At 69.5% G+C, this 19527-nt stretch carries 17 protein-coding genes, 1 other RNA gene and 1 pseudogene; 5 read left to right on the top strand and 14 right to left on the bottom strand.

All coding sequences use genetic code 11. From position 1 onward, the window contains the following. Nucleotides 1-4: 4 nt before the first annotated feature. The 4 genes from ACIBO2_RS01700 to ACIBO2_RS01685 are packed head-to-tail and all read right to left on the bottom strand — an operon-like array spanning nucleotide 5 to nucleotide 3561. A complete protein-coding gene (locus ACIBO2_RS01700) occupies nucleotides 5-1288 on the bottom strand; it encodes an MFS transporter (protein WP_358557914.1) in 1284 nt (427 codons plus the stop codon). Continuing rightward, nucleotides 1285-2217, bottom strand: a complete 933-nt coding sequence (locus tag ACIBO2_RS01695) for an ornithine carbamoyltransferase (RefSeq protein ID WP_358557917.1) — start codon at nucleotides 2215-2217, stop codon at nucleotides 1285-1287. Before ACIBO2_RS01695 ends, ACIBO2_RS01700 begins: the two co-directional genes overlap by 4 nt. 13 nt (nucleotides 2218-2230) lie before the next feature. Beyond that, nucleotides 2231-2482, bottom strand: a complete 252-nt coding sequence (locus ACIBO2_RS01690) for an MbtH family NRPS accessory protein (protein ID WP_358557919.1) — start codon at nucleotides 2480-2482, stop codon at nucleotides 2231-2233. Between the two features lie 38 nt (nucleotides 2483-2520). Continuing rightward, entirely contained in the window at nucleotides 2521-3561 is a 1041-nt protein-coding gene (locus ACIBO2_RS01685; RefSeq protein WP_358557922.1) for an ornithine cyclodeaminase family protein, read from the bottom strand. Nucleotides 3562-3649: 88 nt separating this feature from the next. Here ACIBO2_RS01685 and ACIBO2_RS01680 point away from each other — a divergent pair, with 88 nt between their 5' ends. Both ACIBO2_RS01680 and ACIBO2_RS01675 read left to right on the top strand, forming a co-directional pair. Beyond that, complete coding sequence (locus ACIBO2_RS01680) at nucleotides 3650-3868, top strand: hypothetical protein (protein WP_358557925.1); 219 nt, start codon at nucleotides 3650-3652, stop codon at nucleotides 3866-3868. Between the two features lie 45 nt (nucleotides 3869-3913). Then, on the top strand, nucleotides 3914-5320 hold the full coding sequence (locus ACIBO2_RS01675) for a cation:proton antiporter (protein WP_358557928.1): 1407 nt from the start codon (nucleotides 3914-3916) through the stop codon (nucleotides 5318-5320). A 46-nt stretch (nucleotides 5321-5366) separates the two neighbouring features. Here the strand turns inward: ACIBO2_RS01675 and ACIBO2_RS01670 are convergent, their stop codons facing one another. The 8 genes and pseudogenes from ACIBO2_RS01670 to ftsE all read right to left on the bottom strand — a co-directional run bounded on the left by ACIBO2_RS01670 (nucleotide 5367) and on the right by ftsE (nucleotide 14838). Beyond that, nucleotides 5367-8180: a BTAD domain-containing putative transcriptional regulator gene (locus ACIBO2_RS01670; protein WP_397295700.1), complete on the bottom strand. Its 2814-nt coding sequence runs from the start codon at nucleotides 8178-8180 to the stop codon at nucleotides 5367-5369. Between the two features lie 24 nt (nucleotides 8181-8204). Then, nucleotides 8205-8372 (bottom strand): annotated as a pseudogene (locus ACIBO2_RS01665) (winged helix-turn-helix domain-containing protein); the annotation flags it as partial. A 236-nt stretch (nucleotides 8373-8608) separates the two neighbouring features. Beyond that, entirely contained in the window at nucleotides 8609-9424 is an 816-nt protein-coding gene (locus ACIBO2_RS01660) for a hypothetical protein (RefSeq protein ID WP_358557933.1), read from the bottom strand. Nucleotides 9425-10195: 771 nt separating this feature from the next. Continuing rightward, nucleotides 10196-10579: a transfer-messenger RNA gene (gene ssrA / locus ACIBO2_RS01655) on the bottom strand. Between the two features lie 281 nt (nucleotides 10580-10860). Beyond that, on the bottom strand, nucleotides 10861-12735 hold the full coding sequence (locus ACIBO2_RS01650; protein WP_358550928.1) for a penicillin-binding transpeptidase domain-containing protein: 1875 nt from the start codon (nucleotides 12733-12735) through the stop codon (nucleotides 10861-10863). Next, nucleotides 12732-13199, bottom strand: coding sequence for an SsrA-binding protein SmpB (smpB, locus tag ACIBO2_RS01645; protein WP_357949212.1), 468 nt, complete (start codon nucleotides 13197-13199; stop codon nucleotides 12732-12734). Before smpB ends, ACIBO2_RS01650 begins: the two co-directional genes overlap by 4 nt. 23 nt (nucleotides 13200-13222) lie before the next feature. Continuing rightward, nucleotides 13223-14128: a permease-like cell division protein FtsX gene (gene ftsX / locus ACIBO2_RS01640; RefSeq protein ID WP_358550926.1), complete on the bottom strand. Its 906-nt coding sequence runs from the start codon at nucleotides 14126-14128 to the stop codon at nucleotides 13223-13225. 20 nt (nucleotides 14129-14148) lie between these two features. After that, entirely contained in the window at nucleotides 14149-14838 is a 690-nt protein-coding gene (ftsE, locus tag ACIBO2_RS01635) for a cell division ATP-binding protein FtsE (protein ID WP_049564761.1), read from the bottom strand. Between the two features lie 203 nt (nucleotides 14839-15041). On the opposite strand from ftsE, the gene ACIBO2_RS01630 reads away from it, so the two are divergent. Further along, nucleotides 15042-15233: a hypothetical protein gene (locus tag ACIBO2_RS01630; protein WP_225295827.1), complete on the top strand. Its 192-nt coding sequence runs from the start codon at nucleotides 15042-15044 to the stop codon at nucleotides 15231-15233. Here ACIBO2_RS01630 and prfB read toward each other — a convergent pair. Further along, nucleotides 15219-16334, bottom strand: coding sequence for a peptide chain release factor 2 (gene prfB, locus ACIBO2_RS01625; RefSeq protein WP_358550924.1), 1116 nt, complete (start codon nucleotides 16332-16334; stop codon nucleotides 15219-15221). The two genes, ACIBO2_RS01630 and prfB, sit on opposite strands and share 15 nt — an antisense overlap. 47 nt (nucleotides 16335-16381) lie before the next feature. Between prfB and ACIBO2_RS01620 the strand changes: the two genes are divergently transcribed. After that, nucleotides 16382-17410, top strand: coding sequence for a hypothetical protein (locus ACIBO2_RS01620; RefSeq protein WP_358550922.1), 1029 nt, complete (start codon nucleotides 16382-16384; stop codon nucleotides 17408-17410). Nucleotides 17411-17661: 251 nt separating this feature from the next. Here the strand turns inward: ACIBO2_RS01620 and ACIBO2_RS01615 are convergent, their stop codons facing one another. Next, nucleotides 17662-18465 carry a helix-turn-helix transcriptional regulator gene (locus ACIBO2_RS01615; protein WP_358550920.1) on the bottom strand — a complete coding sequence of 268 codons (804 nt, stop codon included), beginning with the start codon at nucleotides 18463-18465 and terminating at the stop codon, nucleotides 17662-17664. 98 nt (nucleotides 18466-18563) lie between these two features. Between ACIBO2_RS01615 and ACIBO2_RS01610 the strand changes: the two genes are divergently transcribed. Further along, on the top strand, nucleotides 18564-19406 hold the full coding sequence (locus ACIBO2_RS01610; protein ID WP_397294791.1) for an NAD(P)H-binding protein: 843 nt from the start codon (nucleotides 18564-18566) through the stop codon (nucleotides 19404-19406). Nucleotides 19407-19527: the final 121 nt, after the last annotated feature.

The raw sequence follows: 19527 nt of genomic DNA, 5'->3' as shown, positions 1-19527 counted from the left end.
TGTCTTACCTCTCGAGGTCACCGCTCGGCTGCAGCGAGCGGTCGGGAACGGGTTCCGGGCCAGATTCCGGGCCGGCGTCCAGTTCGGGGGCCCGGCGGATGGCGGGGGTGAGGGTGACGACGGCCGCGACGACGGCCATGACACCCGCGAGGGTGAGCGCGGCGCCGGTGACGCCGATGCCGTCGAGCAGCCATCCGGCCAGCAGTGACCCCAGGGGCAGCACGCCGAAGGCGAGTGTCCCGATGGCGCTGCCGACCCGGCCGAGCAGGTGCTCCGGCGTGATCCGCAGCTGGTACGCGGCGACGGCGACGTTCCACACGGGCCCGACGAAGCACAGCACGCCGAACGTCAGCCCGAGCGCGAGCGGCCCGTCGACGACGGCGATGAGCGGCATGAGGGCGGCCCACAGCCAGTTCGCGCCGATGACGACGGTCTTCATGGACAACAGGCGGGTGATCTTGGGGGCGGCGAGCGACCCGGCGACGCCACCGACGCCCGCGCCCAGGAACAGCAGCCCGATCGCGCCGGGTGAGGCCCCGTCGCCGGTGGCGGCCACGATGACGATCAGGTTGAGGCTCTGGAACAGCAGGTTGCTGGCCGCGATGGCGAGCACGGCCGAGCGCAGGAACGGCTGCCGCCACAGCCAGGCGATCCCGGCGCGCAGCTCGGCCAGCGGGTTCGGCGCGGGCTCCCCCGCTGCCGGGGCGGCGCGGAAGGTGCCGCGCAACGCCAGCGACGTCACGATCGAGACCAGGTACGTGACCAGGTCGAACGCGAACGGCAGCCATCGTGCGAACCCGAACAGCGCGCCCCCGACGGGCTGGCCGAGCAGCAGCGCGCCACGGATCCGGGCCTCGTTAGCCGACAGCGCCTCGGGCAGCTGTTCCTGGGACACGACGTGCCGGATGGCGGCCTGCTCGGCGAGCTGGTGGCCGACGGTGAGCACGCCTTCGACGAACGCGACCACGACGAGCTGGGCCAGCGGCGGCCGGCCGACGGTGAGCGCGATCACGATGCTGCCCAGCGCCAGGAACCGGCCTACGTCGCAGAAGACCATCACGGCCCGCCGGTCGAGCCGGTCCACCAGGACGCCGGCGGGCAGCTGCGCCAGCAGGTACGGCAGTCCGGCGGCGAACCCGACGACGCCCGCCTCGGTGGCGGAGCCGCCGAGGGCCAGCACGAGCATCGGCATGGCGATGGCCGAGGCGTGCGAGCCGAGCGCGGAGGCGGCGCCGCCGACCCAGAGCAGCCGGTAGGAGCGGTTGCCGCGCAGCGGGGCGGCGCTCACCGGTCCGGTCCCAGCAGGCACCATTCGAGCACCGCCAGCGCGCCGGCCAGCTTCCCCTCAGCCTGCTCGAACGCGATGCTGTCGGACCCGTCGAGCACCTCGGCGTCGACCTCCTCGCCGCGGTGGGCGGGCAGGTCGTGCATGAAGATCCCCTGCGGGTGGGCGGCCATCACCTCGGCCGTCACCCGGAACGGCGCGAACACACTTCGCCAGTCAGGGTCGGGCTTGGTCGTGCCGGTCGTCTGCCAACGGGTGGTGTAGACGATGTCGCACGGCTTCATCGGCGTGGTCATGTCGTGCTCGACGGCGAGGAAGCCGCCGCGCGCCTCGATGCCGCGCCGGCCCGCCGCCAGCACCTCGGGGTCCAGGCCGTAGCCGGGCGGGGTGCGCAGGTGCAGCTCGATGCTGCCGTAGTGGGCGAGCGCGAGGACGAGCGCGGCGGCGGTGTTGTTGCCCTCGCCGATGTAGGTCAGCCGCAGCCCGTCCACGCTGCCGAAGCGGCGGTGGATGGTGGCCAGGTCGGCCAGCGCCTGGGTGGGGTGCTCGCCGGCGCTCATGGCGTTGATCACGGCCATCCGGTCCTGGGCGGCGAACGCGCGCATCTCCGCGTCACTGCCGGCGGTCCTGGCCACCAGGGCGTCGAGCATGCCGGACAGCACGCGGGTGGTGTCGGCCACCGACTCGCCGGTGTTCTCCTGCAGGTCGGCGGGGCCGTAGGCGATGATGTCGGCGCCGAGCAGCTGCGCGGCGCGGGAGAAGGCGGTGCGGGTCCTGGTGGAGGTGCGGCGGAAGTAGACGCCGACCGTGCGGCCGGACAGCGGCCGGTCGCAGCGGTGGTGCCCGGAGCCGTACCACGCGGCGCGCTCGACGATCCGGCGCACGTCGCCGGACCCGAGGCCGGCCATGGAGATCAGGTGTCTGACGGACATGACGACGGCCTCCTCACGCGATCGCGTCGCCGGCTGTGGCGGTGGCAGTAGCGGCGGTGGCCGCCATGCGCTCGCGCAGGCTCTTGGGGCGCATGTCGGTCCACACCTGGCCGATGTGGGCCAGGCAGGTGTCGCGGGCGCCCTCGACGCCCTCGGCGTACCAGCCGGCGGGCAGCTCCTTGCCGGCGGGCCAGATCGAGTACTGCTCCTCGTCGTTCAGCACGACGCGGTAGGTGCGGCCGTCGTCGGTCTCGTCGTTGCTCATGATCGGTCTCCCATCGGTTCTGTCGGGTTGGGGGTGGTTCATCGGGGCAGCGGGATGCCGCGGCCCTCGCGCATCGCGATCCGGTACACCTCCGTGGCCAGCGCGATGTCCTCGATCGCCAGGCCGAAGGGGTTGACCAGGATGACGTCGTCGGGGTGGTAGCGGCCCGGGTGCCGGCCGGCGAACACCTCGCCCAGCTCGGCGTCCACGCGGCGGACGCCGGCGCCCGCGTGCTCGCCGGGGCCGACCACGCGCCCGGCCCGATGCATGCGGCCGAGCAGGCGGTGCTCGTCGTCGCGGACCAGGGCCCAGTCGTCGACCAGCAGGGTGCCCGCCTCGACCACCACGTCGGGCAGGACGTCGTCGAGGGAGACGTTCACCACGACGCAGCCCTTGCTGAGCCAGTCGTAGGCGATGTAGCCCTGGGTGGTCGTGGTGGCGGGGATGACCAGGTCGGCGCCGAGCACGGCCTCGCGGGCCGTGTCGGCCAGGGAGATGCGGATGCCGTACGCGCGCAGCAGGGCTTCCACCCCGTCGGCGAGGGCGGCGGCCCGGCCTGGATCCTGGTCATGCAGCACGATGGCGGCGGTGCCGGGCAGGGATCGGGCCAGCAGTTCGATGTGCGTGCGGGCGATGGCGCCGGCGCCGATGACGCCGACGGTGATGACCTTCTGCGGCAGCAGCGCCTGGGCGCTGGCCACGGTCACGCCCGCGGTCCTGAGGGCGCTGATGTGGGCGGAGGCCATGACGCAGCGGATGCGCGCGGTCTGGCGGTCGAAGAGCATGGTCAGGCCGCTGGCGCGGGGCAGCCCGCGTTCAGGGTTGTCCAGGCAGCCATTGATGATCTTCGTGCCGGCCATCTCGAACGGGCCCCCGACGTAGCCGGGCATGTTCAAGCTGCGGGCGGCCGCGCCGGAGGGGCTGGTCCAGCCGAGGTAGGCCTCGGCCGGCAAGGTGGTCTTCCCCTCGGCCTGCAGGACGAGGGCCTCACGCACGATCTTGACCGGGTCGAGGCGCTGGCAGGCCCACCTGGTCTCTTCCTCGGTGAGGTACCAGAGTGCGGTGGCGTCGTTGTTCACGCCGGTAAGTCTGCGAAGGCCGCCTATCGGGCGGGCTTCACGCCGCTAAGCGGGCGGACTTAGCGAGCGCTTAGTGCGAAGAAAGCCCGTGCCGATTGAGTATGGGGCAGAGCAGATCTTCGAGACCACGAAAGCAGGCGTCATGCTCAAGCGGCTGATCACCCCCGCCCTCATCGCTGCCTCCCTCGCGCTGCCGGCCGTCGTACTCACCGCCGGGACGCACACCGCGCCGGCCGGCCACGTGGTCGCCGTCGGCCCCGGCGACGACGTCAACACCCACTGGGGCTGGGACCCGACCCACTCCTGACGCCCTAGCTCATCCCCCCGTACCTCGTCACTCATCGGAGCCGACATGTCCGTGCGAATCGACGACGGGCCGGAGCTGACCTCCCCGATCGTCCGTCCGCGATCACTGCGGATGATCGCTGTCTACCTGGCGCTGGTCGTGGTACCCGTCGCCCTCATCTGGTTCACCCTCCGGCACGGCCTCTCCGCCACGGGGCGGCCGGCCGGCGGGCCGGCCACCCCCAGCGTCCCCGACGTCTTCCCCAGGCTGCTGATCGCCATACCGGTGATCCTGGCCGCCTGCCACCTGTGCGGCCGCCTGTTCCGGCGGCTCGCGCAGCCCCCCGTCATCGGCGAGATCATCGCCGGTGTGCTGCTCGGCCCGTCCGTGCTGGGCGCCCTGTGGCCCGCCGGGTACGCCACCCTGTTCCCGCCCGGCCTGGTCTCGACGCTGTCCACGCTGTCGCAGGTCGGCCTGATCTTCTTCATGTTCCTCGTCGGTTACGAGCTCGACCTCGACCTGGTCCGGCAGCGCAGCTACACCGCCGCGGTGATCAGCCACGTCAGCATCGTGGTGCCGTTCCTGTGCGGGGTGCTGCTGGCGCTCGCGCTGTATCCGGTGCTCGGTTCCGGCGGGGTCGGGCAGCTGGCGTTCACGCTGTTCTTCGGCATCTCGATGAGCATCACCGCGTTCCCGGTGCTGGCCAGGATCCTGTCCGACCGGGGCATGAGCCGTACACCGGTCGGCGTGATGTCGCTGACCTGCGCGGCCGTGGACGACGTCACGGCCTGGTGCGTGCTGGCCGCCGTGGTCGCGGTCACCCGCAGCGCCGCCGCGGACGTCGCGCTGGTCACGGCGGGGATGTCGGTGGGCTTCTTCGCGGTGATGGCGTTCGGGGTCCGGCCGCTGCTGCGCCGGCTGCTCGGTCCCGGCGGCCTGCTGCCCGAGGCGGCCGTGCTGCCGGTGGCGCTGGCCGGCCTGATGCTGTCGGCACTGGCCACCGACGCGATCGGGATCCACTCGATCTTCGGCGCCTTCCTGTTCGGCGCGATCATGCCGCGCGGGTCCCTGCCGGTGCGGCGAGCCGCCGGGCAGCTGCACGGTCTCACGGTGACGCTGCTACTGCCGCTGTTCTTCGTCTACACCGGCCTGCACACCGAGTTCGGGCTGCTCGGCGCCGACGGGCGGCTGTGGGCGTGGTGCCTGCTCATCACCGCGGTCGCGGTGCTGGCCAAGGCCGGCGGCTCGACGACGGCCGCCCGCGTCTCGGGCATCGGCTGGCGTGACTCGCTGTCGCTGGGCGTACTGATGAACTGCCGGGGGCTGACCGAGCTGGTGGTGCTGAACATCGGGATGTCCATGGGCGTGATCAGCCCGACCGTGTTCACCATGCTGGTGTTCATGACGCTGGTCTCCACCGTGATGACGGCACCCTGCCTCGACCTGCTCCGCCGCCTCAGGCGCGACTCCTGACCTGCTCCGCCGCCTCAAGCACGACTCCTGAAACTGCTCCGCCGCCCTAGGCGCGACTCCTGACCGGCTGGCGCAACGCCAGCCGGTCGCGCAGTCCGTCGGCCTCGACCGAGTCCAGGCCGGCCAGCAGCGCCCAGGCGGCGCGAGCGGCGTCCTCCGCCGCGTGCGCCCCCTCCGCCGAGGCCAGCCCATCGCTCGCCTCGGCCAGCCCGACCAGCGCCCGGGCCTCGAACGGCGGCAGGCCAAGGCTGCGGAAGACCTCCACCGCCTCGCCCAGCCGCCCGGCCGCCTCCCCGAACCTGCCGCGCGCCAGCGCCAGCTCGCCCAGCTCGTGCCGGACCCGGCCCTCGACCAGCCGCTCCCCCACCCGCACGGCCAGGGCCAGCGACTGCTCCAGGGTCATGTGCGCCTGGTCGTGACGGCCCTCGCGGACGTAGACCTGGCCGAGGCCGTACAGCATGTACGCCTCGCCGATGTGGTCGGCGCCGTCCCTGACGATGCGCAGCGCCAGCGTGAACGACCGGCCGGCCCGGTCGATCTGGCCCTGCCGCAGGGCGCTCTCGCCCAGCCGGTAGAGCACCTGCGCCTCCGAGCGGCGGCTGCCCACGTCCCTGGCGATCTTCAAGGCCCGCTCCAGGTACGTCTCCGCCGCGGCGTACTCGCCGCCGTCGAGCAGGGATCGCGCCAGGTTGCTCAGCACGTGGGCCTCGCTGGTGCGGTCCCCGACGAGCTTGAAGACCTCCAGCGCCTCGCCGTACCGGCGGATGGCCTGCTCGGTGTCGCCGCGCAGCGAGTCGACGTAGGCGAGGTTGCGCAGCACCAGCGCCCACCCGTGCGGCTCGTTCTGCTCCTTGAACAGCCGTAGCGCGGGTTCGAGCGCCTCCAGGGCGGCGTCCGGCTCAAGCTGGAAGATGCGCAGGCTGCCCAGGGAGTACAGCATGGCGGCCACGCCGCGCGGGTTGGCCTTCCTGCGCACCACGCCGAGCGCCAGTTCGGTGGTGGAGCGCCAGTCGTCGAAGTAGCTCCTGGCCTCGAACAGTGTCTCGGCGGCCAGTGCCAGGTCCCAGCAGAGCTCGTCGAACCCGAGCTGCGCGGCCTGCCGGACGCCCGCGACCAGGGCGGCGCGCTCGCCGTCCAGCCAGTTCATCGGGTGTGGCGAGAGCCGTTCGAGCAGCGCGGGCGGCGTCGACCAGCGGGCCTCGCCGCTGTGCAGGATGGTGTAGTCGCCGCCGTACTCGCGGCGGTGCGCCTCCTTGGCCAGCGCGAGCCAGGCCGACAGGGCGCGGCGCAGGCTCGCGGTGCGGTCCGCCGCGCTGTCCTCGGCCAGCGCCCGGTCGCGGGCGAAGGTCCTGATGAGGTCGTGGAAGCGGTAGCGGGGCGCGCTCTTGGCCGGGCCGGCGCCGGCGTCCACGAGCTGGGCGTCGACCAGCTCCTCCAGCAGGTCCTCGGCCTCGGCCGGATCCTCGTCGAGCAGGCAGGCGCCCACCCAGCCGGGGAAGTCCGGGGTCTCCAGCAGCGACAGCAGGCGCAGCAGCCGCTTGGCCGGGCCGGGCAGGCCCTGGTAGCTGACCTCGATGCTGGCCCGGATGCCGAGGTCGCCGTGCTCCAGCTCGTCGAGCCGGCGGTTCTCGTCGCGCAGCCGGTCGGCGAGCCGGCCCAGCTGCCAATGCGGACGGGAGGCGAGTTTGGCCCCGGCGATGCGGACGGCCAGCGGCAGGTGCCCGCACAGCTCGGCGAGGGCGGCGGCCTGCTCGGGCTCGTCCCGGACCCGCTGCTCGCCGAGGATGCGCTCCAGCAGGGTGACGGCCCGGCCGCTCTCCAGGACGCCCAGCTCGATGCGGCGGGCGCCGGGCAGGCCGGTCAGCCGAGTGCGGCTGGTGACCACCACGGCGCAGCCGGAGCTGCCCGGCAGCAGCGGCGTCACCTGCGACTCGCTCATCACGTTGTCGAGCAGCACCAGCATGCGCCGCTCGCCGAGCCGGCTGCGGTATATCTCGGCCCGCTCGTCGAGGGTGTCGGGGATGGCGGAGCCGTCCACGCCCAGGCCGCGCAGGAAGCGTTCCAGAATCTCCAGCGCGGACGCGGGCCGGCCGCTGCCGCCGCGCAGGTCGGCGAACAGCTGCCCGTCGGGGAAGTGCTCGCGCACGTCGTGGGCCACCTGCACGGCCAGGGTGGTCTTGCCGACGCCGCCCCGGCCGCTGATGACGATGGTCGGCACCGTACCCGACGCCTCGCCGCCGTCCGGGCCGGTCAGGGTGTCCACGATGTCGGCGAACGCGCCGGTGCGCCCGGTGAAGTCACCGATCGCGGCGGGCAGCTGGCGCGGGATGACCTGGACGGCCGCCGTGGGCGTGTCGCGGGGCGCGGCGGCCGACTGCTCGGCGACCGCCTCGTCGCCGATGTCGCCGTCACCGCGCAGGATGGCCTGCTCCAGCCGGCGCAGTTCGTCGCCGGGCTCGATGCCCAGCTCCTCGACCAGCGTCGCGCGGGCCATACGGTACGTCTCCAGCGCCTCGGCCTGCCGTCCGGACCGGTAGAGGGCGACCATGAGGTGGGCGTAGAGGCGCTCCCTGAGCGGGTGGTCGCGGACCAGGACGGTGAGGTCGCCGATGAGGTTGGCGTGGCGGCCGAGCGACAGCTCCAGGCGCAGCCACTCCTCGACGGCGGCCAGGCGGCGCTCCTGGAGCTGCAGCGCGCCGCCGCGGATGATCCGGCCCTGGAGGCCGTCGAGCGCGGTGCCGTACCAGAGGCCGAGCGCGGACTGCAGCTCGGTCACCGCCTCCTGTGGTTTTCCGGCCTCGACCAGGGAATACGACTTCGCGATGAATTCTTCGAACTGATGGGCGTCAATATTCTCCACAGGAATATTCAAGATATAGCCCGGCGGTCTGGTGCTGATGACGTCGGTCAATCCCAATGCGGAAAATGTCCGGCGAAGCCCCGAGACGCATATGTGGATCTGCACCCTGGCCGTGCTCGGCGGCTCATCTTCCCAGATGGCGTCCAGCAGGCGGTCCATGGAGATGACCCGGTTCGGCTCCAGGGCGAGCATCGCCAGAATGACTTGCGGACGTGCTCCAGTGAGTGGTATTCGGCGACCCTCTGCCAGTACCTCTAATGGCCCCAGGATCCGAATGTGCATGGGCACCCCTATACCCTGTTATTGGATGCTCTCTCGTATATATCCCATTTTCCTCGACATGTCTGCGGATATGGGACTGCCGAAACGGCGACGGTCCGGGCGGGAGGCGGCGGGCCTCCCGCCCGGACCGGGCGGCGATGGGATGATCAGTCGAGGTAGACGGCGTCGGTGGTCTCGTAGGTCTTCTCGGTCAGCAGGTCGGAGACGCCGGAGTAGGTCAGGTTCACGATCGAGCGGGTGATGCCGTCCGTCTGGATGGGCATCGTGCGGTGCAGCGTGGTGTCGGTCTTGAAGAAGTACGACTCACCGCTCTCGTGGTGGTACGTACGGATCGGGCCCCGCGTCAGGCACCGGTTCACGGCCGGGTCCTGCTTGTTCCACGGCGTGTGCGGCACGCACTGGAGCAGGCCGCCGTGCTCGGGGGCGGGCGCCTGGGAGATGAAGATCCAGGCGAACTCGTGGTCGCCCCAGTGCCAGCCGTGCGTGTCGCCCACCTGGGTCTGGTGGGTGCCGGTGATCTGCTCGTCCGGGTAGGTGCAGTCGAAAACCGGGGCCCCGGCGATGTCGCCGAGCAGCCCGCGGAACGCCGGCACGTGGTAGAGCGCGGTGAACAGCGTGCTGTGCGAGGCGAACAGCGAGTTCGGCAGGCTGCCCAGCCGCCGCGGCGTGTTGCCGGTCACGGCCACGCGGATGTCGATGCGGCGGGTGTTGGCCGCCGTCAACATGGTCGTCTCCTCCTGGAGGCGGCGTACCATCTCGTCGGGCAGCAGCCCGGTCATCCGCGCGTAGTGCTCGCGTGAATACTGCACCGCGGCCTTCTCCACCGCGTCCGCGCGGGTGGCCAGGTGCTTGGACAGCAGCGTGTCCAGCTCCTCGACCACGTCGTCCCGTACGGTCGCGGGCGGCCGGTTGCCGGCCTCGAGCAGGGTGGTCGCGGCGCCCTCGGGGGTCAGGGTCTGCATGGTCTCTCCTTGTCGTCGCGGCGAACGCTGATGCGCTTTCGGCGGTGGCGTCAGGTTCTAAGCTCGGACCGAGCCTCGCCCGACCGGCTATCACCGCCCTTTCGCCACGGCATCGCGCCGATAAGGCAGGCGCGTGATGGCGCGCCGACCTGGGCTTGTGAGCCGTGCGGTGACGGGGGCCGGGCGGCTCAGCCCGGCCCCCGTCACCCGCCGCGCGAGGGTTCCGGCGAGCCAAGCGGAACGCCTCCGATCGTCAGTCGCCGGCCAGGATGACCTTGCCGGCCACCGTGCGCTTCAGGCCCGCGAGCAGGGGTACGAGCAGGCCTCCCAGCGCAGATCGTCGAAGTGGATGCTCGCGGCGACGAACAGTTACTCCTAGAGCCGACGGCCTCTGACGTCCCATACCCATGTGACTGGGCGCCCTGGTAGACGAATCAGAAGAGGGACAAGTTGGGGATGAGTTTGCGCGCTGACTCAATCATCGTTCGGCTGTGGCGCTCGCCTCCTCAGCCATCGAGCCCTTCCTACATGGATCACCAATGATCAACGACCCAGTGCTGGACTCCTGGACTGCTCGATCAGTCAATGGGGACGCGCGGGTGAAGCCCGCGCCAAAGACAAACGCCCGGAGCGAAGCGGAGGCCCCTCAGGGTCGCGGCTCCGGCGCGACTGGAGACAGCGCCTGAAGCCCTCAAGCGCGAAGCGCCCCGATGAAGCCCTTTGACGCGAAAACGGCGGCACCCGCATCGGGTGCCGCCGCATCGTGATCAACAGTGGAGGTGGCGGGAATCGAACCCGCGTCCTTCAACCCCAAGACAGGGCTTCTCCGGGCGCAGCCTGCTGTGCTTTTCTCAGCCCCGGCAATCACGCAGGCGTGTCGCCGACGGGCTCAGCCACTGTTTGATTTCCCGCTCTCCCCCGTGGCCGGGTTGAGCGGTTGAGCCTTCTAACGATGCCAGATCCCGGGCCGAAGGCACTCCCGGGCTGACAGTGGTTACGCTACTTAGGCAGCGAGGGCCAGGGAACCCTGGCCGACCACAGTGCGCTTAGAATTGGCACTTGTTGTTTGCGGTCACAGTGTTAACGAGGTTATGTCCGCAGTCCTCGGCCCGCTTCACCTGACTTGCAAAGTCGAAGTCGAAGCCAGTCACCCCCATGTGCAGTTGTCAACACGGCCCCGAAGAGCCGAGCAACATGACCTTACATGCTCCAACACCTGCGGCGTCAACTTGATTCCCTAGACGCCGAAACCCCCGGAAACGCGTAGGCGTCCCCGGGGGCCGACCGGCAGGGTCGAGCCGGTCCGGACGGCAGGACTTCCCCCGAGATGAAGTCCTGAACTCATCACGGCGACTGCACCCGCAACCCCCCGAGCGGGGCAGTCACTGAGTAAGACGCAGCCGACCGCCCGAACGGTTGCCTAGAGCGACAAGAAATCACTTAGCGTCGCGCAGGCCGGAGAAGAAGTCGCCCGCGACCGCCGCGGGGTCGTAGTTCTTGGCCATGACGGCTATCGCCACGTCACCCTGCCAGCCCACGAACCAGCCCATCCGCTTCTCCTGGTCGCCCGCGGCCGTCACGCCGTAGACCTGGCCGCGGCCGGCCTGGGCGGGCGAGTCGGTGGCGCCGGCCTGCATCATGGCGGTCAGTGCCGTGCGCACCTTGGGGTCAACGGCGACCGGTTGCGGCGGCTTGACCGCGACCGTCTCCGTCGAGGGGTCGGGCGTCTTGGGGTCGGTCACCAGCACCGGCGGGTGCCAGGTGCCCGAGGCGATCGCCCCCGCGACGAGGGCCATGCTGAGCGGGCTGACCTGGACGTTCTGGCCCGCGATGGCCCTGGCCTTGTCGGCGTCGCTGGTCAGCTCGGGCAGCGAGCCGCTGAACGACTTGAGCGGCAGCCGCCAGTCCTTGCCGATGCCGAGCGCCTCAGCACTCTTTTTCAGGGCCGTGGCGTCGACGCGCCGGGCCAGCGAGGCCAGTGCGGTGACGCAGCCCTTGGCGAAGTTGTCCTTGAACGTCGGTGAGGCGCCGATGACCTGACTCGCCGTCACGAAGTGCGCGCCGCCCACCGTGCGCTCGGCCGGGCAGGCGAGCTTCTGCTTGGTCTTCATCCCGGCTTTGAGCAGCGCGTCGGCGGCCACGATCGAGAAGGCGCTGCCGGCCGGGAACTTGCCGGCCAAGGCGTCCTTCTCCTGGTTGAGGCCCTTCGTGCCCACCGCCAGGATCTCGCCGGTCGACCGGTCGACCGCCACTAGCGCGCTGGTCTCCGTCTGCGCCACGGCGGCTTCGGCGGCGCGCTGCTTGGCGCTGTCGATCGTGGTGTGTACGGGTACGTTCTTGCGGCCGGGCCACTCCTTTAGCTGCGCGACCTCGTCGTCGGTCTTGAGGTCGAGGGTGATCACCCGGGTCTGCGTGGATCCGGTGAGGTAGTCCTGATAGGCCCGCTGGAGCCCACTCTGTCCATAGGAGTCGCCCGCCCGCTGCGGGCCGCCGAGTTTCTGCTCGGTCTCCGGGGTCAGCGCGCTCACCTTGCCGACGATGTCCTTGGGGGCGTCGGGCGCGACAGGCTGCTTCTGCTGCTGGATGTTGAGCTGCGGGATCTTGTCGAGCCTGTCCTTCAGCTCGCGGTAGCGTTGGGCGCCGAAGTTGGCGAGCTGGACGAACTGCTTCGGCGGTGACGACCTGATGCGGCTCAGCAGCCGGTCCTGGGCGAACTCAGTGATCGCCGAGAGCTGCGCGACGACCTCCTCCGCCTGGTCACCGAGCTGCGACGGGATGACTCTGACCACGTAGAGGAACTGGGGGCTCTGCAGCGGGTTGCCGTTTCTGTCGACGACCGACTGGCGGGGGTTCGGATCGGTGGAGACGGCGAACCGCTGGCCGTCCTTCAGCTGCGGGTGCAGCACGGAAGGCGACCAGCGCACCTTCCACTGACCGTTCACCAGGTGCAGCGGGAGCACGCCGTCGTACGCCCAGAGGGGATTGTTCTCCCCCAGGTCGACCTCGGCGCGGAAGTCGGCCCGCGTCTGGTCGCCGGCCAGGCTGATCTTTGTGATCTTGAACCGGAACGAGGCCGCGTCGAGCTCGACCTTCGCGTCCGAGAGCGCCTTGCGTACGGTCGCCCGGTCACCGTCGGTACGGCCGGCGGCCAGGTCGTAGTCCTCCGACTGCCAGCCCACCAGGAAGTCCCGCACGGCATCGTGCGGGGAGGACTCCTCGAAGCAGGCGGTCAGCGACATGCTCGCGACGGCCAGCGTGACGGTCGCGGCCAGGCCGCGGCGTACGCGGCCCAGGCGTACGGGACGGTTCATCGGTTGCGATGCCGCACTGCCCGGGCCATCTCGCGCTTGGCCTGCTGCTCCGCCAGCGTCTGCCGCTTGTCCCAGTCCTTCTTACCGCGGGCGATGCCGATCTCGATCTTGGCCCGGCCGTCCTTGAAGTAGAGCGACAGCGGCACGATCGTCAGCCCGCCCTCCTTGGTCTTGGCGGCGAGCTTGTCGATCTCCTTGCGGTGGAGCAGGAGCTTGCGTTTGCGACGGGCGGCGTGGTTCGTCCACGTCCCCTGGGTGTATTCGGGGATGTGGACGTTCAGCAACCACGCTTCGCCATCGTCGATGGAGGCGTAGCCGTCGGTGAGGGACGCCCGTCCCTCGCGCAACGACTTCACCTCGGTGCCCTGCAGCACGAGCCCCGCCTCGAAGGTGTCCTCGACGTGGTAGTCGTGCCGGGCACGTTTGTTCTGGGCGACGACCTTCCGCCCGGTCTCACGTGGCATGCCTCGACCTTACCGGCGATTCGTCAGACCCTGAGGTAGCGGCGGAGCGTGACGAAGGATGCCAGCACACAGATGAACACACCGATCACCATGGTCAGCGTGATTACCGAGGCCACCGAGTCCCAGCCGAGCTGACTGCCGAACGCGAAATAACGCGCGATCTCCTCGAACAGGAAGACCTTCGCGACGATCAGCATCACGGCGGCGATCACCCCGCCCATCAGCCCGGAGATCACGCCCTCCATGACGAAGGGCAGCTGGATATAGAGGTTGGACGCCCCCACCAGCCGCATGATCCCGGTTTCTCGACGGCGGTTGAAGGCCGACAGCCGCACGGTGTTGCCGATCAGCAACGCCGCCGCCAGCACAAGGACGATGGCCACCGCCAGCGCACCGGATCTGAGCTTGTCCAGCAGCCCGAAGAACTGGTTGACCAGGTCCCTCTGGTTCGTCACCTGCGACACGCCGGGCTTGCCCGTGAGCGCCTGCACTATCGGTTGATAGTTGTTGGGGTCCTTCAGCTTGACGCGGAAGGACGTGGGCATGTCGTCGACCTTGGTCGCTTCGACGAGCAGCTTGTTGGCGGCATAGGACTTCTGGAAGTTGGCGTACGCGGTGGCCTGGTCCTCGTAGATGACCGCTTCGACGCCGGCCATGCCCTGGATCTCGCCCTCCAGAGCCTTGGTCTGCTGGGTGCTGATCGGCTTGCCCTTGCAAGTGGGCATCGTGGGGTTCTTGCCGCACAAGAAGACCGATACCTCGACCTTGTCGTACCAGAAGCCCTGCATCATCGTGACCTGGGCGTTGATCATCAGGCCGACGCCCAGCATCGCCATGCCGACGGCCACGGTGATGACCACTGCGATCGTCATCGTGAGATTGCGACGGAGGCCGATCCAGACCTCGGAGAAGATGAAGTTCGCCCGCATGTTCTGTCTACTGCTCCCTGTCAGTACGCCTGGCCGTACACGCCACGCGACTGGTCGCGGACGATCTTGCCGTCCTCCAGCTCCACGACACGCTTGCGCATGGAGTCGACGATGGCCGCGTCGTGCGTGGCCATGACGACCGTAGTGCCAGTCCTGTTGATCCGGTCGAGCACCTTCATGATGCCGATGCTCGTCGCGGGGTCGATGTTGCCCGTCGGCTCGTCGGCCAGCAGGATCATGGGCCGGTTGACGAAGGCGCGGGCCATGGCGACGCGCTGCTGCTCGCCGCCTGACAGCTCGTCGGGCATCCGGTGGGCCTTGCCTTCCAGGCCGACCAGCTCGATGACCTCGGGCACCACCTTGCGGATGAACCGCCGCGGCTTACCGATGACCTCGAGCGCGAACGCCACATTCTCGTAGACGTTCTTGTTCGGGAGCAGCCTGAAGTCCTGGAACACGCAGCCGATGCGGCGGCGCAGGTGCGGCACCTTGAAGTTGGACAGGCGGGCCAGATCCTTGCCGGCGACGTGAATCGCCCCGGAGTTGGGCCGCTCCTCCTTCAGAACCAGACGCAGGAAGGTGGACTTGCCTGATCCCGAAGGACCGACGAGGAACACGAACTCGCCCTTGTCCACGTCAACGGAGACATGGTCGAGAGCGGGCCGGTTCTGGTTCGTGTAGACCTTGGTGACATTATCGAAATGGATCACGAGAGCATCACGGCATGCCAGTCTAGGGGTCAGGACGGAAGCGAGGGTGGCACATGCCCACTTCCCGCCACACGCCTATCGGGGACGGCTTTCTTTACTGATGATCGACGTTCCGATTGGCCAGAGCACAGTCTAGGGGGAAGACTGGCATGGAACGTCCATAACGGAAACAAAACGATTGTGCGGCTAGACTTGGGGCTGACATGAGTTGCCAACACCTCGTATGCGCGCAGTGCGCCCACCCCGTGATCGAGGGCCGCTGCCCCCTGTGCCGTGCCAACCGCGAGCGGATGCACAACCACGGCTTCGCCGGGCTGTCACCCGCCCTTATCCTGCTGCTGCTGGTCGTGCTGCTCTTCCTGGCCCTGGTGCTCAAGCACCTAAGCGGGCTCTGATTCCTGCCGGCGCATCCAGCGGATCTCCGACTCGATGAACTCATCGATGTCGCCGTCGAGAACGGCGGTCGGGTTGCCCGCCTCCGTGCCCGTGCGCAGATCCTTCACGATCTGGTAGGGGTGCAGCACATAGTTGCGGATCTGCGTGCCCCATGACGTGGTCGAGGCGCCCCGCAGCTCGGACATGCGCTCAGCCTCCTCCTGCCGCTTGCGCTCCAGCAGCTTGGCCTGCAGCACGTTCATCGCCGAGGCGCGGTTCTGGAGCTGTGAGCGCTCGTTCTGGCAGGAGACCACGATGCCGGTCGGCAGGTGGGTGATGCGGACCGCCGAGTCGGTCGTGTTGACGCCCTGGCCGCCAGGTCCCGACGAGCGGTAGACGTCGATGCGGAGCTCGTCCTCGTTGATGTCGATGTGGTCGGTCTGCTCGACGACCGGCACGATGTCGACCCCGGCGAACGAGGTCTGGCGGCGGCCCTGGTTGTCGAACGGGCTGATGCGGACCAGACGGTGGGTGCCGTGCTCGCCACGGAGCGTGCCGTAGGCGTAGGGCGACTTGATCGTGAAGGTGGCCGACTTGATGCCGGCCTCTTCCGCGTAGGAGGTGTCGTAGACCTCGGTCGGGAAGCCCTTGCGCTCGGCCCACCGCAAGTACATCCGCAGCAGCATCTCCGCCCAGTCGGCGGCGTCGACGCCACCGGCCTGCGAGTTGATGGTGAGCAGCGCCTCGCGCGCGTCGTAGGGGCCCGACAGGAGGGTGCGGACCTCCAGCGCGCCGATGTCGGACCGGAGGGAGGCCAGCTCCTTGTCGGCCTCGGCCCTGGTGTCCTCGTCGCCCTCCTCGGCGGCCAGCTCGTAGAGGACGCTGAGGTCGTCGAGGCGGCGCACCAGCCCTTCGACGCGGTTGAGCTCACCCTGCATGTGCGAGAGCTTGCTGGTGACCTTCTGGGCCTGCTCAGGGTCATCCCACAGGTCGGGCGCGGCTACCTGCCCCTCCAGCTCCTCGATCTGCTTGCGCATGGCGCCGAGGTCGAGCACGTCCTGGATGCTCCGCAGGGTGCCCGCGAGCTCGTTGATCTCTTCTGCTGGATCGATACCTGCCACGTTTCCTTAGGGTACGCGACCCTCGCGGGCCCGAATAACATGGCCACGTGCGTAGTTACGGTCGGCGGAAGGTGCTGGCGCTCGCCGCCGGCCTGCTGGCCGCGGCGGTCGGCTGCTCGGCCGCGCCACAATCCGAGCCCAGTCAGGTGGCGGCGACCACGGCCAAGCCCGTGACCCCGACGCCCTCGGCGGAGACCCCGCTGATCACGCCGGCCGACGCGGCCAAGGCGTTCGCCACGTTCACCGCCACCGACGACCTGCTGCGCGCCGGGGGCGACCTGCGGCTGGCGATGGAGCTGACCCGCGACGCGGAGGCGCAGCTCACCTCGTCCGCGTTCCTGTCGACGGGCAACCGGCCGCCGCGCTTCACGTGGGGCGCGCCGACGCTGATCGTCCCGCGGTTCAAGCAGAGTGAGACGGCGGCCTGGTTCACGGTGCTGGCCACGCGCAACGGCCATCCGACGCTGCTGACGTTCGCCAATGCCGACGCCAAGACCGACGACTGGCGGCTCAGCTCGGCGACGCAGCTGCTGCCGGGGCAGGACCCGCCCCACATCCAGTTCGACGCTGACGGCTACGCGACGGTGCTGGCGCCCGACGACAAAACCATCACCATCAGTCCGCAGTTCATGGGCCCGCTGCACGCCACGGTGGCGGAGGCGGGAGAGACGGGCGTGGCGGCCGGCCTGCTCGAACGGGGCCCCTACACCACGGACGTGGCGGAGCAGATCACCACCGACCGGGAACGCGCCAAGATCGGCGGGTTCAGCTACGACTCGATCTTCAGCGCCGGCGACTACCCGGTCTACGCGCTGCGCATGGTGGGCGGCGGGGCGCTGATCCAATACGCGATGACGCGCACGACGACGACCACGGTGGAGACGGACAAGGCGGATTTCGTCCCGGTGCCTGAGTCGGCCCGCTGGCTCTATCACAACGACAGGGCGCGCCGCTTCCTGAAGACGACGGAGATCAACCAGTACGCGACGGTCGTCCCGCCATCCGGCACCCCGACCCCGGCCGCCATCATCGCCCACACCGGCGCCCTCACCAAGGCCGTAGGCGGCGACCCCTAACACCATTTTCTTTTTTTACGGCAGGCGCGGTGGGCCCCACCCGCCATACGGGGCTGAGCCCTGTCCAGGGGCACGCTCCTCCGGTGGAGGTGGCTGGGCGCCGTGACGTGCGCGTTCTTGGCCCCGGCCGTGGTCGTCCCTGACCCACCGCACAGAGCCGGGACACGCTGCCCCCGTGGAGGGGCTGAGCGCCGTGACGTGCGTCTTCTTGGCCGTGGCCTTCCGCACTGTGGCGGCAGGAGCGGTGGTGGCTACGCGTAGGTCTCTCGTAGGCGTTGGAGGGCCTTGTGGGAGGGGGTTCCGGGGGCGGCGGTGTAGAGGACCAGGCGTTGGTCCGCGCCGGCTATGGGGAGGAAGTCGCAGTCGAGTTCGATGGGGCCCGCGATGGGGTGGGTCATGTGCTTCGTCAGGGTGCGCTGGATCTCGATGTCGCGGGTCGCCCACAGCTCGGCGAAATAAGGGCTGCGCTCTTTCAGGTCGTCGACCAGGGATCTGATGTCGGCGTCCCCTGGGTAGCGGCCGGTGGCTCGGAGGTCGGCCACGCACTTGCGGGCGAGTTGGAGCTTGTCGGGCGGCGTGGCCTGATTGCCGAAGAGCCAGCGCAGCGTGTTGCGTTCTCGGGATGGCGTCTCTGACAGGTCGCCGATCAGGGCGACCAGCATGCGGTTCCAGGCCAGTACGTCGTAGCCTGCGTTGATCACCATGGCCGGGACGTCAGTGAGGCGGTCCAGCAGGCGCCGGACGTAGGCGGGCACCTCGCGTGCGGGCTCGGCGCGGGCCGGGGAGTGGTCGGCCAGCCGGAGCAGGTAGTCGTGCTCGTCGCCCGTCAGCCGCAGCACCCGGCCGAGCGCGGTGAGGACCTGGTCCGACGGGTGCGGGCCGCGGCCCTGTTCCAGCCTGATGTAGTAGTCGACGGAGATGCCCGCCAGCAGCGCGACCTCCTCGCGGCGCAGCCCAGGGGTCTGCCGGCGTGGGCCGGGCGCCAGCCCCACCTCCGCGGGCTGGATCCGGCTCCTCCGGCTACGCAGAAAGCCGCCGAGTTCCTCCCTGTTCATCCCAACCATGATGACCCAGCCCATCCGGGCCTGGTACCGCGAGTCCCAGCCCTGGCGGTGCCTACCCGCCCGATACGGCCCCGGACCAGCATGTCCGCATGACGATCCTGGTAACCGGGGCCCGTGGACACGTGGCCCGGAGTCTCATACGGCAGCTCCTGGCGGCCGGCGAGCAGGTCCGCGCCGCCAGCAAGAATCCCGCCGCCACCCACCTGCCCACTGGCGTGGACGTGGTCGACGCGGGCAGTGCGGCACTCGCGCTGGACGGCGTCGACCGGATGTTCCTCTACGCCGACCGGCAGGGGCTGGACGCCTTCCTGGCGAAGGCCCGTGAGGCCGGAGTGCGCCACGCGGTCCTCCTGTCGGCCGCTCTGGCGGACCCTGCGGCCACGGACGCGATCGCCCGCATGCACGGCGTGGCGGAGGAGTCGGTGACCGCCTCAGGGCTCTCCTGGACCGTCCTGCGGCCCGGCGCCTTCGCCACCAACACCCTCGGATGGGCGCCGGAGATCATCGCGGAAGGCAAGGTCACCAGTCCGTTCCCTGACACCCACTCCGCCCCCATCCACGAAGCCGACATAGCCGAAATCGCGCTGAAAGCCCTGACAGAAGATGGCCACGAGAACGCCGTCTACAGGTTGACCGGCCCCGCTTCCCTTACCCAACGCGACCAGATGAACACAATTGCGCGAGTGATCGGCAGGACGATCGAGTGGCACCTACAGGACTTGGAAACTCACCGCCAGGCTTTGTCCCGCTGGGGCTCACCGGAAGTAGTGGAGTCACTCGTTCAAAACTCCATAGCGGCCATAAACACCCCAGAAACGCCATCAACCACATTCACCGACCTAACCGGCAAACCCCCAAGAACCTTCGCCCAGTGGACAGAAGACCACAAGCACGCCTTCACAGCCACAAACCAACCAGAGTCCGAGGGCTGAGAAGACCCCCGGCCGGGGGTAAGGCGCGACCACGGCCGGAGCCAAGAACGCGCATGTCACGGCGACCAGCCACCCCTACCAGAGCAGCGTGCCCCGGGACGGGGGTCCGGCTCTGTGCGAT

Source organism: Nonomuraea sp. NPDC050022 (genome assembly GCF_044460705.1).
GTDB lineage: Bacteria > Actinomycetota > Actinomycetes > Streptosporangiales > Streptosporangiaceae > Nonomuraea.
Note: the sequence above shows the minus strand (reverse complement) of the source record. Positions and strands in the feature narration are given on the sequence as shown.

Coding starts and splice junctions, on each gene's coding strand:
- ACIBO2_RS01675 (WP_358557928.1), top strand. CDS start 3,914: ATGTCCGTGCGAATCGACGACGGGCCGGAGCTGACCTCCCCGATCGTC.
- ACIBO2_RS01695 (WP_358557917.1), bottom strand. CDS start 2,217: ATGTCCGTCAGACACCTGATCTCCATGGCCGGCCTCGGGTCCGGCGAC.
- smpB (WP_357949212.1), bottom strand. CDS start 13,199: ATGCCACGTGAGACCGGGCGGAAGGTCGTCGCCCAGAACAAACGTGCC.
- ftsX (WP_358550926.1), bottom strand. CDS start 14,128: ATGCGGGCGAACTTCATCTTCTCCGAGGTCTGGATCGGCCTCCGTCGC.
- ACIBO2_RS01630 (WP_225295827.1), top strand. CDS start 15,042: ATGAGTTGCCAACACCTCGTATGCGCGCAGTGCGCCCACCCCGTGATC.
- ACIBO2_RS01660 (WP_358557933.1), bottom strand. CDS start 9,424: ATGCAGACCCTGACCCCCGAGGGCGCCGCGACCACCCTGCTCGAGGCC.
- ACIBO2_RS01690 (WP_358557919.1), bottom strand. CDS start 2,482: ATGAGCAACGACGAGACCGACGACGGCCGCACCTACCGCGTCGTGCTG.
- ACIBO2_RS01650 (WP_358550928.1), bottom strand. CDS start 12,735: ATGAACCGTCCCGTACGCCTGGGCCGCGTACGCCGCGGCCTGGCCGCG.
- ACIBO2_RS01615 (WP_358550920.1), bottom strand. CDS start 18,465: ATGAACAGGGAGGAACTCGGCGGCTTTCTGCGTAGCCGGAGGAGCCGG.
- ACIBO2_RS01610 (WP_397294791.1), top strand. CDS start 18,564: ATGACGATCCTGGTAACCGGGGCCCGTGGACACGTGGCCCGGAGTCTC.